We start from the raw sequence: 14,979 nt of genomic DNA on the forward strand, positions 1-14,979 counted from the left end.
TCGATTTTTTTCATTTTTTTTACATTTTTGGCAGTCTTTAGCGCTTAACGGGCGGATTGATCCCGAAGCCATGACATTATAGTGCCGTTAGAGCATGATAGCCCTCATTGATGATCCGCAGAGAGGGTGCGCAGGCTCTACTATATTAGGGAGCGCCAAGGCCCGGAGAGTCGTCTTCTCATCGCGCCCTCACCTCCACATTAATACGGCTACTTATGGCAGCCCTGCGCGTAACAAGAATTATTTCTCTACGTTTCAGCGCGGCCGGTGCTGCGCATCCACTGTCTTGCCCGCCATCTGACGTTGGTTGATCTGGAGGTATTGCGTTGGAAGCACCGGTTTTTAAACGAAGTTCTGGAAGCTGGACGCATGGAACGCGTAGAGGTTCCCCATCTTTTCATAATTAAGACGCGTTTCGCTAAATCTGCCCATATCACGCAGCTTCAGACGCGTTTGCTTGCCTTGCGGGCCGTATGACACTTTCATAAATCCTCAAAAACATTATATACGCCTCACGCCCACACATGATGCAAAGGTGGGCGGCTGCCGTGTCGGCTCTGCTGACGCGTTTACTGATTTTCTTCGAATGGCCTGCTGATGAACACGATGAATCCTGTTTCCATGCACTCGTCGAAAGCGGCGCTCCAACCAGTGCCCACCGCGTCTGGACAGCCGCGCCGTTACGGAGATTTTCCGACTTTCCCGGCCGCGCTGGATTATGCTGCACAGGGCACCGCCGGGTTTAACATCTATTCTGGCAAAGGAGAGCTTCTCGAAGCTCTGCCCTATAGTGTGTTGCGCCAGCAGGCCATTGAAACAGGCCTCCGGCTTCTTGGTATGGGGCTGCAACCTGGAGACCGTGTGGCGATTGTCGCTGAAAGCGATGGGGACTTCGCCCGTATTTTCTTTGGTTGCCAGTATGCCGGACTTGTCACGGCTCCCCTGCCCCTGCCTGTGGCCTTTGGCGGTAAGGAAGCCTATCTGAGCACACTACGTGGTATGATCCGCAGTGCTCAGGCCAGTGCTGTCATTATCCCCAATATCATTGAAGGCTGGACGGACGAGATCGTTAGCGGGTTGGGGCTGGTTTTTGCTGGTTCTCCTGCTGAACTCATGGAACGTACCGTGCCTGATATGGCTCTTCCGGAAATCCGGCCGGAAGCCCTGTCCTACCTGCAATTTTCCTCCGGCAGCACGCGCTTCCCCATGGGGGTGTGCGTAACCCAGCAATCCGGCATGGCGAATGTCGCGGCCATTGCCCATGATGGTCTGTGCGTTCAGGAAACCGGAGATCGCTGCGTGTCGTGGCTGCCTCTGTATCATGACATGGGCCTTGTGGGCTTTTTCCTCACGCCCATGACATGCCAGTTGACGGTTGACCTGCTGCCCACGCGTGAGTTCGCCCGGCGGCCACATGTCTGGCTCGACCTGATCAGCCGCAACCGTGGCACGATCGCTTACAGCCCCTCGTTCGGATATGAACTGTGCGCGCGTCGTCCGGCGGCGGAAGACCTTGATCTGTCCTGCTGGCGGGTAGCAGGGATCGGCGGTGATATGATCCGCCCTCATATCCTGCAGGAATTTGCTGACCGCTTTGCTTCTGCCGGTTTCAAGGCAGAAGCCTTTGTCGCCAGCTACGGTATGGCGGAAGCCACTCTGGCCATCAGCTTCGTGCCGCTGGGTTCAGGCATCAAAACCGATACGGTTGATCTGCCCCGCCTCGAAAACGACGGTGTGGCCCGTCCGCCTGTTGAGAGCGATACGCCCTCCCGTACATTCGTTGTCTGCGGCAAGGTTCTGCCTGGCCACCAGATGGAAGTCCGTGACCCTAACGGTCATGTGCTGGCCGATCGCGAAGTGGGCACGATCTATGTCCGCGGCCCGAGCCTGATGAGCGGCTACTTCCGCATGGAAGAAGAAACGCACAAGACACTGGATGCCGATGGCTGGCTGAACACCGGCGATCTGGGATACATGCTCAACGGGCAGATTGTGGTGACAGGTCGTGCAAAGGATCTGATCATTATCAACGGTCGCAATATCTGGCCGCAGGATCTGGAATGGTCGGCGGAAACACATCTGGCGGCACTCCGCAGCCGCGATGTTGCGGTTTTCTCACTGGAAAAAGGTGATCATGAAGAAATCGTGGCCCTGATCCAGTGCCGCGCTTCTGACCCGGATACGCGCGAAGGCCTGCGTAGCGAGGCCTCTAGCCTGTTCCGCCGCCTGCACGGAGTTGATGTTTCCGTGGTGCTGGTGCCGCCGCGCACCCTGCCCCAGACATCTTCTGGCAAGCTGACCCGTGCGAAAGCCCGCACCATGTACCTGAACGGGGCGTTTGAACCACAGCCGGAAATGGCCTGACCCCCTCCGCCGCTCCCGCCCATGCAGGAGCGGCGGATGTGTGTTTGCGGGCTGGCACTGGCCAAGCCCGCTTTTTTCTCGCATAAGGCGGCGCAGCGGGCGCAACCCCGATTGTACTGATTGCCTGAAAAGGACAAAGGATCTGACATGAGCGAGACCGTTGAAGGCGTTTCCGCGCTGATCATCCAGAAGCTGCTTTCCAACCCGAAAGTGCCACGTGACATCAATGGCGACTGCAAGATCATGGAAGATCTTGCCTTTGATTCCCTTGCTGTCATGAACTTTGTCATGGAAGTGGAAGATAGCCTCGATGTATCGGTTCCGCTCGACAAGCTGGCGGATATCCGCACAATCAACGATCTGGCTGCCTGCGTCGTTGATCTGAAGAGCAAGGGGTAAGCCTGAATGGCATCGCTGTTTTCCAAATATGAAGGCCTTGCCGGCTCTCTCAGTGCCGTAGTGGCGGCTGGTGGCCGCAACCCCTTCGCTGTGGTGATTGAAAAACCCCTGTCTTCCACGGTAGGGGTGATTGAAGGCCGGGAAACCCTTCTTTTCGGAACAAACAACTATCTGGGCCTGAGCCAGTCCGAGCACGCCATCAAGGCGGCACAGGCAGCTGCGGCCGCCTGCGGTGTGGGCACGACCGGCTCACGCATCGCCAACGGCACGCAGTCGCTCCATCGTCAGCTCGAACGTAAAATTGCCGATTTTTTCCGCCGTCGTGATGCCATGGTCTTTTCTACCGGCTATCAGGCTAACCTTGGCATGATTTCCGCCCTAGCCGGTAAAGACGACTATCTGCTTCTGGATGCGGACAGCCATGCCAGTATTTACGATGGCAGCCGCCTGAGTGCGGCACAGGTTATCCGTTTCCGCCATAACGACCCGGATGATCTGTACAAGCGTATCAAACGGCTGGATGCCCCGGATGCCGCCAAGCTGGTAGTCGTGGAAGGCATCTATTCCATGACCGGCAATGTGGCGCCTGTTGCGGAGTTCGCGGCCGTCAAGAAAGAAACCGGCGCATACCTACTGGTGGATGAAGCCCACTCCTTCGGTGTGCTGGGCGAACATGGCCGTGGCAGCGCTGAAGCTGAAGGCGTTGAAGCGGATGTCGATTTCATTGTCGGCACATTTTCCAAGAGCCTCGGCACGGTTGGTGGCTACTGTGTCTCTGACCACCCAGAACTGGAACTGGTGCGCCTGAACTGCCGCCCCTACATGTTCACAGCCTCACTCCCGCCGGAAGTGATCGCCGCTACATCTGCTGCACTGGACGAAATGCAGGCTCACCCTGAGCTACGTACCCGGCTTATGGAGAATGCCGCACGCCTGCATGCGGGCTTTGTGCGCCTCGGGCTGAATGCCAGCCAGCGAGTCAGCCCGGTTATTGCCGTAACGCTGGAAACAGTGGAGCAGGCTATCCCCATGTGGAACCGGCTTCTGGAACTCGGCGTATATGTCAACCTGAGCCTGCCGCCTGCAACACCTGACTCACGCCCGCTGCTACGCTGCTCGGTTATGGCGACCCATACGGCTGCACAGATTGATCAGGCGCTTGAAATCTTCCGTCAGGCGGCTGAAGACTGCAACGTTCCGCTGTCCGCAAAAGAAACGGCCGTCTGATCAGCGACGACGGAAAACGCCGCGCCGCCAGAGCCTGAACAGCACCGGAGGCGCGGCCAGCAACGGGTGTTTTTCAGCAAAGGGGGAAACCTCAATGCTGACCCCACTGTGCCGACGAATTTTCCAGGCCACATACCGAGCCCCTCCGGCGAACGTAAAGGCGGCCTTTACAAGCCGCAGGATGTTGAGTGGTCGCCCTAGAGCAACCCGCAAGGCCCATGCCTGTATACCCACCTTTCTTTCCTGATCCGGTAGAGTAGGCCTTACTCTCCCCCCTGCCCTCTCCACCTTGATTCCCGCCAGAGCCCAGCAGGGCTGAAGCAGGACCTCGTAGCGATGAGGCCATGCCTCCACAATGCTGCCGGAGCGGTTGTTTTTTTCTACTCTGAGTTCTGCGCCATAGGTTCCCGCGTAAAGAGCATCCCAGAACTCCGAGGGAGTGCCTTCTTCCGGACCAAGCAGAGCTGCCCAGCAAGACGCTGTTACATGAGCCTGCATGATGCACGCACCAATCCGCCCAGCGGCTTCTTCATCCCTCACCCAGACCAGACGGGAGGGTTGCGAAAAACGTGCCCACAACGTGGTATCGTATGAAGCAAAACCCGTTCGCTGCCTGAACTGTGCCAGCGTCAGGATTGCGACCTTGGCCCGCATGCTCTGCCCGTTTACCACCTGTTCATGATATTCCACATTAGGGGGCAAGATGGCGTTGCATTGCCGTGCGAAAAAAGAGCGGGGCCAGTCTGCCTGTTTTTCTACGATCACGTAAAAATCCAGCAGAGTGTCTTCCCCCACTCCGCCACGCAGGCCTGACCCGTAAAACAGCACACCCAGCGGCCGGCTATCCCCCAGCATCTGAACAACAAACTGCCCAACACAATCCTGCACGGGGGTTATAAGCTCACGCGCCAGTTCTACGCCAAGAGCCTGCCGGGCCTGCTCAAGCGCACCGGACTCCCGATTTTTCATATGCATAAGAAGCTGATTTGCGGCCCTGCGGTAATGGTCAGGCAGCCGTCTGTTCCCGGCTCAAGTATCTCACCATCCAATACGAAAGCATGCCGCATTGTCAGGTGCAGGCTTTCCGCCATGCCGCTGCGATATTGTGGAGAGCGCCGCATCCACGCGGGAGCACGCCCACGCAGCAGATGCCATATGGCCGTAAGCAGCCTTTTCGGCCTTGCTGCAACATCAAGATAGGTAAAACCATCACCAAGCGAACCCGGTTCTGTCCAGAAGGGCCATGTCCCGTGTGGCAGGCGTTGCAGGCTGGTGCAGAGCAGAAGAAAATGACGCTGGAATGAATCCGCGCTGCCGTCACAAACGAGGCTGCACGGGACTCCCTCCAGCCAGCGTTTTCTCTGCAAGGGAGAAAACAGTTTGGTCAGAGACAGCATGAGGGTAAGCGCCACGGCGGCATCATGTGCGATATTCCTGAGAATGCCGGGATGATGTGCAATATCTATGCCACGCGCAAACGCGCCAATACCGCCAAAAAAGCCGAGAACATCCTGACCTTCATGCCCGGCCCGCTGCACTACCAATGGCCTGCGCCATGTCAGACCGGCTGAGCTGATACCGCCCTGCACCCTGTCTTGCAGCGCATGCAGAGCCTGCACCCCGCGCAGGCCAAACCCAACATCCGCCGCAATCAGATTGGTATTACCCGATGCCAGAACTGCAATGACCGGCCACGAGGCACGTGGCCATGACGAAGCATACAGCGCACTCAGCACACTACCAACCGTACCATCGCCCCCGTCGATCACAAGGCATGCCACGGGGTTCGTGGCCATGCGCTCAATAAGCAGACGCAGTTCATCATGAGACTTTGGCGCATAGACGCGTCCATGTGTCAGGGCGCGCGCCTGTTCCAGATACTGCGGATCCGCTTCGATATTTCGGCGGCTCTGCGGATTATAAATAAGCGCGAAACAATTCTGCACCCGGTCTCTCTTGCTGTAATGACCTTGCTGGTCAGGACTTTTTGCCCCAACCCTGCCTCGGTGATATACTGCGACATCATAGAATTGTCACATGTCGTACCCTCATACGACAACCATCATGAAAGCCGTGACTGTTTTGGCCAGTGTCTGGATCGCTCACCTGTCGGACCTGCACCTTCCCATAACTGGCAGGCTGCGGCTTCGGGAAATACGGCTCAAACGCATATTGAGCATGCTATCATGGCTGACCCGCAGGCAGCATATACATAAGCTGAACTGGCTTAATGATGTTATGCGCGATGCGCTTTCCACCAACCCGGATCTACTAGCCATAACAGGTGACCTGACCAATCTGGGAACACTGGAAGAGTTCCGCGATGCCCAACACTGGCTGGAAGCGCAGAAACTCCCCCCGACCCTGATCGTAGCAGGCAATCATGAAGCGTTGGTGCATGAAACACATCCCCCCAAACAGGCATTGTGGGCACCGTGGCTCCACCCTGCCAGCCAGTATCCGGGCCTGTCCTGCCTGAATGCTGACAACGTCCTGCTGATAGGCGTCAATACGGCCAGACCTTCACCACCCTTTATGGCAACAGGCGCGATCGGCCCAGCACAGCTTGAACAACTGAAGCAGTGCCTGCGGGATGCCAGAGCCAAAGGGCTGTGCCGGGTCGTGCTGCTACACCATCCGGCAGGGCATGGTCTTGTCGTCTGGCGCAAACGCCTTGAAGACCTGCACGCTCTTGAAAACCTGCTGCAACGAGAGGGGGCTGAACTGGTTCTGCATGGCCATTCGCACCATGCCACATCATGCCATATCGCAGGCACGGATATTCCGGTTATCAGTTCGTCTTCCGCCTCCCATGCGCCGGGACAGGATGACAGTGCTGCTGGCTGGAACCATATTGGAATCAAGAAAACCACAACAGGTTGGAACATTACGGTGCGCCGGCGGTTTCTTACTCCTGCAGGGGCAATGTGCGACAGCCCGCATCTGCAACATTACTCCCTGAACCGCCCCGTTCCGTTACCGAGCCCATGATACCCTCTGCCCACAGACCATCGTTTACCCAACGGATTTCTGCCCTGCTGAGACTTGGCACACTGGATCGCTACCTGCTGGCGCAGTTAATGCCGCCTTTTCTTGTAGCTCTGTCGGTTGTCATGTCCGCCCTGCTGCTTGAGCGCCTGCTGGTTCTGTTTAATCTGCTGACCACCGGCAACAGCCATCTGGTAACTTTTATTGACCTGCTGGTTACATTGCTGCCGCACTATCTGGGGCAAGCCCTGCCTGCGGCGCTATGTGTATCGGTTTTTTCCATCATCCGGCGCATGAGCCAGAACGAAGAAATAGACGTGGTCAACAGCAGCGGGCGCTCCCTGCTGCGCATGATCCGCCCCTATCTCCAGCTTGGTGCCTTTCTGGGGATTGTGTCTTTCCTTCTGTATGGCTTCATTCAGCCGCACGCACGGTATGACTTTCGCTCGGCTTTCTATTTCGCCAGTCATGCAGGCTGGACACCGCGCATGCAGTCACGCCTGTTTGCTTCCCCCTCCGCCGCCATGACCTTTACGGCCGACAAGGTGACCCAGAGCGGCTCGGAGCTACAGCATGTCTTTATCCGCGACATTAAAGACGGAGCGGAGCATGATATTACGGCGCAGCGTGGCCATATCCGTATTGCGGATGATGGCAACGCGGTGCAGATCGAGCTTGAAGATGGCATGATCCTGACCACCAGCGCCGACGAGCCGCCTACCGTCGCTGTTTTCGCGCACTCAACCCGTTATCTTGCCCATGCGGCGCGGGTTGTACCCTTCCGCCAACGCGGAGAAGATGAACGGGAACTGACATCGCCAGAACTCGTGTCCCGCCTTGTGCGCAACGATACGAGCATTTCGCGCCCGCATCTTTTATCCGAGCTGCATTTCCGGCTGGCCCGTTGCCTGACCGTACCCTTCATCCCGCTTCTGGCAACAGCATTCGCCATTACCCGCAAGCGACAACGCGATGTTATCGGGTTGCCTGCGGCTTTCGTGATCATGGTCGGGTTCGATCATCTCATGCAAATGGCCCATAGCATAGCGGCAACCGGAAGCGCATCCGTGCTGTCCATCTGGCTGGCTGCCTTTGTTTTCATGGCTTTGTGTGTTGTGCCGCTGCTCTATCACTCCGGCACGTTTTCTCTCCTGCGCGCGCATATTGAAGCCCGCCTGCACAACAGACATACGCCCGCAGGAGGGGCCTGATGACCAACGCGTTCATAAACAGGCTCCACGCACAGGCACACAGGCCAAGGCATGTTCTGATCAGCTATCTCTCTGTCTCGCTGTTCGGGCGCATCATGATCTGCTGCGCAGTTCTGGTGAGCCTGCTTGAGGTGCTGGCGCTACTGGAACAGACAACCCCCATTCTGCAACGGCATTTAGGCGCGCGGGGGCTGATGCTCTATGTGGGGCTACGCCTGCCTTTTCTGCTTTCCAATACCCTGCCTTTTGCCGTGCTGATCGGCGCGCTCGTCATGCTCACGCAGATGACTCTCTCTAGCGAAACCGCCACCCTGCGCGCAGCCGGACTTTCCACTCTGGGATTTTACTTACGTCTGGCCCCCATCACACTCATGCTCGGCTTCATGGGGGTTATTCTGGATGATCAGATTGCTCCACGCTCGGAACTGGCTCTGGCTACATGGTGGAATCGTACCGACCCCACGCCTGAAAACGGCCATGCTTTCTGGTTCCGTGATACCGGGCGCATCATCCATGTCGGTTACGTGGCCAATGGCGGTACACGTCTGGGAGCAGTGGACATCTACACCCGGGATGCGCAGGGCAGTCTGACAGGAACCCTGCATGCCGCCTATGCCGAGCACACATCCGCGGCAGGCTGGAGTCTGCATGATGTCAGCAGTCTTTCGGTACAGAGCCTTGTCGCGCAAGAACATGCTCCACAGGCCTCAATACCATGGGCCATGACCCTGTCCCCCACGGAGTTTATCCGGCTGGCGGCGGACAGGCCGCCTATTTCCGCCCGGCTCATGCTCGCCCGCCTTCTGGGCCGTGTACCCTCAAACGACACCCCCGCCTATCTCAAGGCCGGTTTGCTGGAACGGCTGATGCGCCCCGTTTCACTTCTTGTGCTATTGTTGATTGCCATGCCGGTACTCTATATCCCTCCACGAACAGGCAGCCGAAGCTGGTTGCCTGTATGGTGTCTGGGCAGCGGCCTTCTGTTCATTGTCATACAGGGACTGTTTCGCGCCATGGGTAATGCGGGGCTTATTCCGCCATTCATGGCCGTACTGCCGGGACTGATCATCTTCACGCTGGGCGCGCTAAGCGCGCTCCTGAGGAACGAAACACTATGAGCGAAACACTCAATAACGCATCACTCAAGACGGGGCGCAGCTTCGATCTTGGCAAGATGAACCTGCGGCAGCTCTGGGTAGCTTACCTGACCTATCCGACGATTCTGCTGTATTTCGCTCTCATTGTCGTCAGCTTCGGTATTGCCGCGCGATATTTTGCGGGTCTTGGCCCGACACTTATCGCCGTTCTGGCCGTGATTGCGGTCTATCCGCTGGCTTGGTACCTCCTGCACCGCTACGTGCTACACGGCCACCTGCTCTACAAGAACCGCTGGACCGCCAGCCTGTGGAAGCGCATCCATTTTGACCATCATCAGGACCCCCACCTGCTGGATGTACTCTTTGGCGCACCGGTCACGACTCTGCCCACCATCATCCTCATTACGGCGCCCATCGGCTATCTGATTGGTGGAATCGGGGCCTCTGCAACCGCTGTTGGCACGGGTATTACGATCACTTGTATTTACGAATTTTTTCACTGCATCCAGCATCTGAACTACAAGCCCCGTTCAGCCTGGATCCAGCGCATGAAAGCCCGCCACGTCCTGCATCACTTCCATGATGAAGACGGCAATTTCGGCATCACCAGTTTTGTGATCGACCGCATGTTCGGCTCCTACTATGTCGATGCCAAAGCACGCCCCCGTAGCCCGACCGTGTTCAATCTTGGTTACGATCTGAAACAGGCGGCTGTTTATCCGTGGGTCATGCACCTGACGGGCGCCCCCCCGCGTGACCGGCCCGATGGCGCCCGCCCCGAGGCCAAGCGCGCATAATGAACGCAGCCATGGCCAGCGTCCCGGCCCCTCCGCCTGTTACAGCGCTTGTGCTGGCAGGCACCCGGCCCGGACGGCCAGACCCACTGGCCCAGATGGCCGGTGTTTCACACAAAGCCCTTCTGCCCATCGGTGGCGTGCCGATGGTACTCAGGGTTATTGCCGCCCTGCGGGCTGTGCCAGCCATATCGCGCATAGTCGTCTGTGTGGACTCACCGCATGTGCTGGCAGACCGCCTGCCCTCAGATATTCTGCTGCTTCCCGCGCGACCGGGTGGCCCCAGCGCCAGCGTACTGGCGGGGCTCGCACGTTTTGGCACACCGCTGCTGGTCACAACGGCTGATAATGCGCTGCTGCAACCCAAGTGGGTGGAGGAATTTCTGGCCTCCATTCACCCTGAGAGCGACATGGCGGCCTGCGTTGCCACACAGGATGCCGTTCAGCGGGCCGTACCCAATACCCGCCGCACATATATCCGGCTTGCAGATATGACGTTTTCAGGGTGCAACATGTTCCTGTTCCGCACCTCTGTCTCGGCCAGAGTGGCTGATCTGTGGCAACGTGTAGAGCAAAACCGTAAAAACCCGCTCCGCATCGCCAGCGCCCTTGGCCCCCTTATTCTGCTGCGCGCTCTGACCGGCCACCTGACCCGCACAGCCCTTTACCGGCGCATTGCAAAATTAACCGGAGCACAGGCTGAACTGGTCGCCCTGTCAGATGGGCGCGCCGCCGTGGACGTAGACAAACCAGATGATGTGGTCGTGGCCGAACAGCTTGCCGCCTCACTCCCCGCGGTTCACGCCTGAATACCTGGTGGCACCATACGGCACCACCAGCATGGGCTTATACCGGCAGTATGGTTTCCAATCGGGCGGGAACATCCGCCATGCACGCCGCCTGCCACGCTTGCCCTTCTGGTGCCTGCTGGCCATATCCCCATGCCGCGAACAGGAACGGGCAGCCAGCGCCTTCCGCTGCCAGCCAGTCTGGCGGCATATCCCCTACCATGACACTACGGGCAGGCTGGCCATGCGCCCAAGCAATGGTGCCGAGCAGATGCGCCGGATCGGGTTTTTTCACCGCAAAGCTATCCCCGCCGCCAACTGCAGCAAACAGGGGCGCCACCTCCAGAGCCCGCAGGATTTCACGCGCTGCCGCTTCAGGCTTGTTCGTACAAACCGCCAGTGTCCACCCTGCATCCCGCAAGGTATGCAAGGCCGCCTCCGCTCCGGGGAACAGGCGCGACAGACGGGTTAGCCGCGGTGTGTACAACGTCATGAAACGGGCCGCTGCCTCGGTTTCATCAATGACCGGCGCTCCCTCTCCTACCAGACTTGTAGCTGCGGCAAGCGCTTTAGAGACCAGAACCGCCACACCACGCCCGATCATGGTTCTGACCACGGTATCCGAAAGGGCTGGCAAACCATAAAAAACCAGTAGCTCCCGGCAGCTCTCTGCCAGATCAGGCAGGGAATCCAGCAAGGTTCCATCCATGTCAAAAACCGCCAGTCTGCGCACTGTCATCGCCTTGTCGCCTCTTCCGCTTTCAAAAACCTGAAAAACAGCCTTATCCTTACATGGTCCAAACACCGGTGCGAGAGGTTTGACACAGGCAGAGGCTTGTCTTACCGCATGGTTCATGACCTCTTTTTCCTCCTCCCGCCCAGCCACAGCCGTGCTTCTGGCAGCCGGCCTTGGCACGCGTATGAAATCGTCCCGCGCCAAAGCCATGCAGCAGATCGCGGGCTTGCCAATGCTTGCCCATCTTCTGGCCAGTGCATCCGCCGTTTTTGACCGGCTGGTTGTCGTGATTGGCCCCGGCATGGAGGACGTAGCGGAGCTTGTGGCCCCCTACCCGGTCATTATCCAGCACGAGCGCCTCGGCACAGCACACGCGGCCCTTCAGGCTGAAGCCTGTTTTGGCGATGGGGATGTGGCGGTTCTCTATGCTGACAACCCCCTGATTTCAGCCCATACCCTCACCACCTTGCTGGAAGAACGCCGCAAGCCGGGCGTGGGACTGGCGCTTTTGTCCATGCGCCCGCAAGACCCCGCACGTTATGGCCGCGTTCTCGCCCATGAGGGCGACGTTAGCCGCATTGTCGAGTGGGCGGACGCCACCCCGGAAGAACGCGCTGTAGACCTGTGCAATGCCGGTGTCTTATGCGCGGATGCTGCCGACTTCCGCCGCTGGCTGCACGCCGTGCGTAATGACAACACCAAGGGCGAGTTCTATCTGACGGACGTTGTCGGGCTGGCCGTGAGCGAGCAGGTGCGCGTACGCGCTGTCGAAGCACCTGAGGCAGAACTGCGTGGCGTAAACTCGCGCGCGGAACTCGCTCAGGCGGAAGCCGCCATGCAAACCCGCCTGCGTGAAACCGCTATGGCCGAAGGGGTAACGCTGGTTGCCCCGGACACCGTTTTCCTGTGCGCCGATACCTGCCTGGCCCCCGATGTGCTGATAGAACCCCATGTGGTGTTCGGCCCCGGCGTTATCGTGCATGAGGGGGCGACCATCCGCTCTTTCAGCCATCTGGAAGGCTGCGAAATCCATGCAGAGACGGTCATTGGCCCTTATGCCCGTATCCGCCCCGGCAGCAGCATTGGTGCAGGATCACGCGTCGGTAATTTTGTGGAAATCAAGGCCACGACCATGGGTACCGGTGTAAAGGTCAACCACCTGTCCTATCTGGGCGATTCACGCGTGGGCAATCGCACCAATATTGGCGCGGGTACGATTACCTGCAATTACGATGGCACCTTCAAACACAGCACGCTGATCGGGCATGATGTCTTCGTCGGGTCGGACTCGGTTCTGGTCGCGCCGGTCAACATTGGTGACAATGCGCTGATCGGGGCTGGCAGTGTCATTACCACGGACGTGCCGCCCGATGCGCTCGCACTGGGCCGTGCGCGGCAGACCAATAAGGCCGAACAGGGCAAGCGGTTCAAGGACATGCTCCAAGCAAAGAAGGAAAACGGCTGATGTGTGGTATCTGCGGCGCCACAGGGCTGCGCCACGCGACACCGATCGTGTTCGAGGGGCTGCGTCGTCTTGAATATCGTGGTTATGATTCCGCTGGAATCGCCACCCTGTCCAATGGGCAGATCGAGCGCCGCCGGGCAGCGGGTAAGCTGGATAACCTGGCCACTCTGCTAGAGCATGAGCCGCTGGGTGGTACAACCGGTATCGGCCACACACGCTGGGCCACTCATGGTGCGCCTACCACAGGCAACGCCCACCCGCACGGCACGGCGCGCGTCGCGATCGTGCATAACGGTATCATCGAAAACTTCGAAACCCTACGGCGTGAGCTCGAAGCCGCCGGGCAGGTGTTCGAAACCGAAACCGACAGCGAAACCATTGCCCTGCTTGTAGACTACCATCTCCAGCACGGTCTCCCGCCCAAAGAGGCGGCCTTGGCCACGCTGCAACGGCTGGAAGGCGCTTACGCCATCGCCATGGTGTTTGCCGGTCATGAAGGGCTGATGATCGGGGCATGCCACAATGCCCCGCTGGCGATCGGCTATGGCGAGGAGGAAATGTTCCTCGGCTCGGACTCACTGGCCCTCGCCCCCCTGACCCGCCGGATCACCTACATGGAAAATGGTGATTGTGCGATCCTGACCCCCACGGGGGCCGAGTTCATCCGTTTTGATGGCACGCCCGTACACCGTATCCAGCAGGTTACAACCCTGACGGCTGGCGCTATCGGCAAGGACGGCTACCGCCATTATATGGAAAAGGAGCTGCACGAGCACCCGCTTGTTATCGGCCAGACCCTGCAACGCATGGTAGACCCCGCCACGCGCAAGGTTGTACTGCCCGAACTGCCTTTCAGTCTGGCGGACGTGCCACGTGCTGTCATTACGGCCTGCGGCTCGGCTTTTTATGCAGGCATGATCGGCCGCTACTGGCTGGAAGAAATCGCCCGCCTGCCGGTCGATATCGATGTCGCCAGCGAGCTGCGTTACCGTAACCCACCGCTGGACAGGCACTCGCTCGGCTTACTGATTTCCCAGTCGGGAGAAACAGCCGATACCCTCGCCGCCCTGCGAGCGCTGCGTCAGACTGCTGTGCATATCCTGTCAGTACTGAATGTCGAACACAGCAGCATGGCGCGTGAAAGCGATGCCGTGCTGGGCACCGTAGCCGGGCCTGAAATTTCCGTAGCCTCTACAAAGGCCTTTACCGCACAACTGACCGTTCTGGCCTGCCTGAGCATTGCCACGGCACGCGCACGTGGCCACCTTGACCCGTTGCGAGAGGAGGAGCTGGTTTCCGCCCTGCTCGACCTGCCAACCCGCGCCGCCGATGCACTCGCCCAGCATGACGCCGTGCGTGCCATGGCCCGCGTGGTGGCTGAGGCCCGGGATGTGCTCTATCTGGGCCGTGGCAGCCTTTTTCCCGTTGCCATGGAAGGTGCTCTCAAGCTCAAGGAAATTTCCTACATCCACGCTGAAGCCTATGCCGCAGGCGAGATGAAGCATGGCCCGATTTCATTGATCGACAGTTCCGTGCCAATCGTCGCAAGCGCACCCCACACGCCCCTGTTCGATAAAACACTCTCCAACCTGCAAGAAGCCAAGGCACGCGGTGGCCGCCTGCTGGTCTTTACCGACACCAAAGGGGCTGAGCGCGTTTCGGCCATTGCCGAGCAGATGGTTGTTCTGCCCCATGTGCATGATTTCGTAACCCCCATCCTGCAGGTCATACCCGTGCAGATGCTGGCTTACGAAGTGGCCGTGCTCAAAGGGACGGATGTTGATCAGCCCCGCAACCTCGCCAAATCTGTAACGGTGGAATAATAGCCACCCTCATGCGCGGGAACACGCATGTTCTCGCGCACCAATACCTATCAAGAGTGCTGAAAGGGACGCTGCGGCCTTAGGTCA

Annotated in this window: 13 protein-coding genes; 10 read left to right on the forward strand and 3 right to left on the reverse strand. The window is 58.7% G+C overall.

Going from position 1 to position 14,979, the window contains the following annotated elements:
* Positions 1–597: 597 nt before the first annotated feature.
* The 3 genes from J2D75_RS03565 to spt all read left to right on the forward strand — a co-directional run bounded on the left by J2D75_RS03565 (position 598) and on the right by spt (position 3,990).
* Complete coding sequence (locus tag J2D75_RS03565; protein ID WP_207852925.1) at positions 598–2,364, forward strand: fatty acyl-AMP ligase; 1,767 nt, start codon at positions 598–600, stop codon at positions 2,362–2,364.
* Positions 2,365–2,511: 147 nt separating this feature from the next.
* Positions 2,512–2,763 (forward strand): acyl carrier protein, encoded by a 252-nt coding sequence (locus J2D75_RS03570; protein ID WP_025860077.1) that lies wholly within the window; start codon positions 2,512–2,514, stop codon positions 2,761–2,763.
* Between the two features lie 6 nt (positions 2,764–2,769).
* Complete coding sequence (spt, locus tag J2D75_RS03575) at positions 2,770–3,990, forward strand: serine palmitoyltransferase (RefSeq protein WP_207852928.1); 1,221 nt, start codon at positions 2,770–2,772, stop codon at positions 3,988–3,990.
* Here spt and J2D75_RS03580 read toward each other — a convergent pair whose 3' ends face one another.
* Positions 3,991–4,959 carry a hypothetical protein gene (locus J2D75_RS03580; protein ID WP_243428472.1) on the reverse strand — a complete coding sequence of 323 codons (969 nt, stop codon included), beginning with the start codon at positions 4,957–4,959 and terminating at the stop codon, positions 3,991–3,993. It lies immediately after the preceding gene.
* Complete coding sequence (locus J2D75_RS03585) at positions 4,956–5,936, reverse strand: diacylglycerol kinase family protein (protein WP_207852931.1); 981 nt, start codon at positions 5,934–5,936, stop codon at positions 4,956–4,958. The genes J2D75_RS03580 and J2D75_RS03585 overlap by 4 nt, the downstream gene beginning before the upstream one ends.
* A gap of 91 nt (positions 5,937–6,027) precedes the next feature.
* Between J2D75_RS03585 and J2D75_RS03590 the strand changes: the two genes are divergently transcribed.
* The 5 genes from J2D75_RS03590 to J2D75_RS03610 are packed head-to-tail and all read left to right on the forward strand — an operon-like array spanning position 6,028 to position 10,889.
* On the forward strand, positions 6,028–6,981 hold the full coding sequence (locus J2D75_RS03590; protein WP_243428473.1) for a metallophosphoesterase family protein: 954 nt from the start codon (positions 6,028–6,030) through the stop codon (positions 6,979–6,981).
* A complete protein-coding gene (locus J2D75_RS03595; RefSeq protein WP_207852934.1) occupies positions 6,978–8,189 on the forward strand; it encodes an LptF/LptG family permease in 1,212 nt (403 codons plus the stop codon). Before J2D75_RS03590 ends, J2D75_RS03595 begins: the two co-directional genes overlap by 4 nt.
* Positions 8,189–9,307 carry an LptF/LptG family permease gene (locus tag J2D75_RS03600; protein ID WP_207852937.1) on the forward strand — a complete coding sequence of 373 codons (1,119 nt, stop codon included), beginning with the start codon at positions 8,189–8,191 and terminating at the stop codon, positions 9,305–9,307. Before J2D75_RS03595 ends, J2D75_RS03600 begins: the two co-directional genes overlap by 1 nt.
* Complete coding sequence (locus J2D75_RS03605; RefSeq protein WP_207852939.1) at positions 9,304–10,083, forward strand: sterol desaturase family protein; 780 nt, start codon at positions 9,304–9,306, stop codon at positions 10,081–10,083. Before J2D75_RS03600 ends, J2D75_RS03605 begins: the two co-directional genes overlap by 4 nt.
* An 11-nt stretch (positions 10,084–10,094) precedes the next feature.
* Positions 10,095–10,889, forward strand: a complete 795-nt coding sequence (locus J2D75_RS03610; protein ID WP_207852942.1) for a nucleotidyltransferase family protein — start codon at positions 10,095–10,097, stop codon at positions 10,887–10,889.
* Between the two features lie 37 nt (positions 10,890–10,926).
* On the opposite strand, the gene J2D75_RS03615 is transcribed toward J2D75_RS03610, so the two are convergent.
* Positions 10,927–11,607, reverse strand: coding sequence for an HAD hydrolase-like protein (locus J2D75_RS03615; RefSeq protein ID WP_207852945.1), 681 nt, complete (start codon positions 11,605–11,607; stop codon positions 10,927–10,929).
* A 115-nt stretch (positions 11,608–11,722) separates the two neighbouring features.
* On the opposite strand from J2D75_RS03615, the gene glmU reads away from it, so the two are divergent.
* Together glmU and glmS are read left to right on the forward strand one after the other, a co-directional pair.
* Positions 11,723–13,069: a bifunctional UDP-N-acetylglucosamine diphosphorylase/glucosamine-1-phosphate N-acetyltransferase GlmU gene (gene glmU, locus J2D75_RS03620; protein WP_207852948.1), complete on the forward strand. Its 1,347-nt coding sequence runs from the start codon at positions 11,723–11,725 to the stop codon at positions 13,067–13,069.
* Positions 13,069–14,892: a glutamine--fructose-6-phosphate transaminase (isomerizing) gene (gene glmS / locus J2D75_RS03625; protein ID WP_207852951.1), complete on the forward strand. Its 1,824-nt coding sequence runs from the start codon at positions 13,069–13,071 to the stop codon at positions 14,890–14,892. The genes glmU and glmS overlap by 1 nt, the downstream gene beginning before the upstream one ends.
* Positions 14,893–14,979: the final 87 nt, after the last annotated feature.

Origin of the sequence: Acetobacter suratthaniensis (assembly GCF_017377745.1) — a bacterium.
Lineage (GTDB): Bacteria > Pseudomonadota > Alphaproteobacteria > Acetobacterales > Acetobacteraceae > Acetobacter > Acetobacter suratthaniensis.

Excerpts from the sequence above, each read along its gene's own strand:
- J2D75_RS03600 (WP_207852937.1), top strand. The coding sequence starts at position 8,189 with ATGACCAACGCGTTCATAAACAGGCTCCACGCACAGGCACACAGGCCA.
- J2D75_RS03595 (WP_207852934.1), top strand. The coding sequence starts at position 6,978 with ATGATACCCTCTGCCCACAGACCATCGTTTACCCAACGGATTTCTGCC.
- J2D75_RS03570 (WP_025860077.1), top strand. The coding sequence starts at position 2,512 with ATGAGCGAGACCGTTGAAGGCGTTTCCGCGCTGATCATCCAGAAGCTG.
- J2D75_RS03605 (WP_207852939.1), top strand. The coding sequence starts at position 9,304 with ATGAGCGAAACACTCAATAACGCATCACTCAAGACGGGGCGCAGCTTC.
- spt (WP_207852928.1), top strand. The coding sequence starts at position 2,770 with ATGGCATCGCTGTTTTCCAAATATGAAGGCCTTGCCGGCTCTCTCAGT.
- glmS (WP_207852951.1), top strand. The coding sequence starts at position 13,069 with ATGTGTGGTATCTGCGGCGCCACAGGGCTGCGCCACGCGACACCGATC.
- J2D75_RS03565 (WP_207852925.1), top strand. The coding sequence starts at position 598 with ATGAACACGATGAATCCTGTTTCCATGCACTCGTCGAAAGCGGCGCTC.
- glmU (WP_207852948.1), top strand. The coding sequence starts at position 11,723 with ATGACCTCTTTTTCCTCCTCCCGCCCAGCCACAGCCGTGCTTCTGGCA.
- J2D75_RS03615 (WP_207852945.1), bottom strand. The coding sequence starts at position 11,607 with ATGACAGTGCGCAGACTGGCGGTTTTTGACATGGATGGAACCTTGCTG.
- J2D75_RS03590 (WP_243428473.1), top strand. The coding sequence starts at position 6,028 with ATGTCGTACCCTCATACGACAACCATCATGAAAGCCGTGACTGTTTTG.
- J2D75_RS03610 (WP_207852942.1), top strand. The coding sequence starts at position 10,095 with ATGGCCAGCGTCCCGGCCCCTCCGCCTGTTACAGCGCTTGTGCTGGCA.
- J2D75_RS03580 (WP_243428472.1), bottom strand. The coding sequence starts at position 4,959 with ATGAAAAATCGGGAGTCCGGTGCGCTTGAGCAGGCCCGGCAGGCTCTT.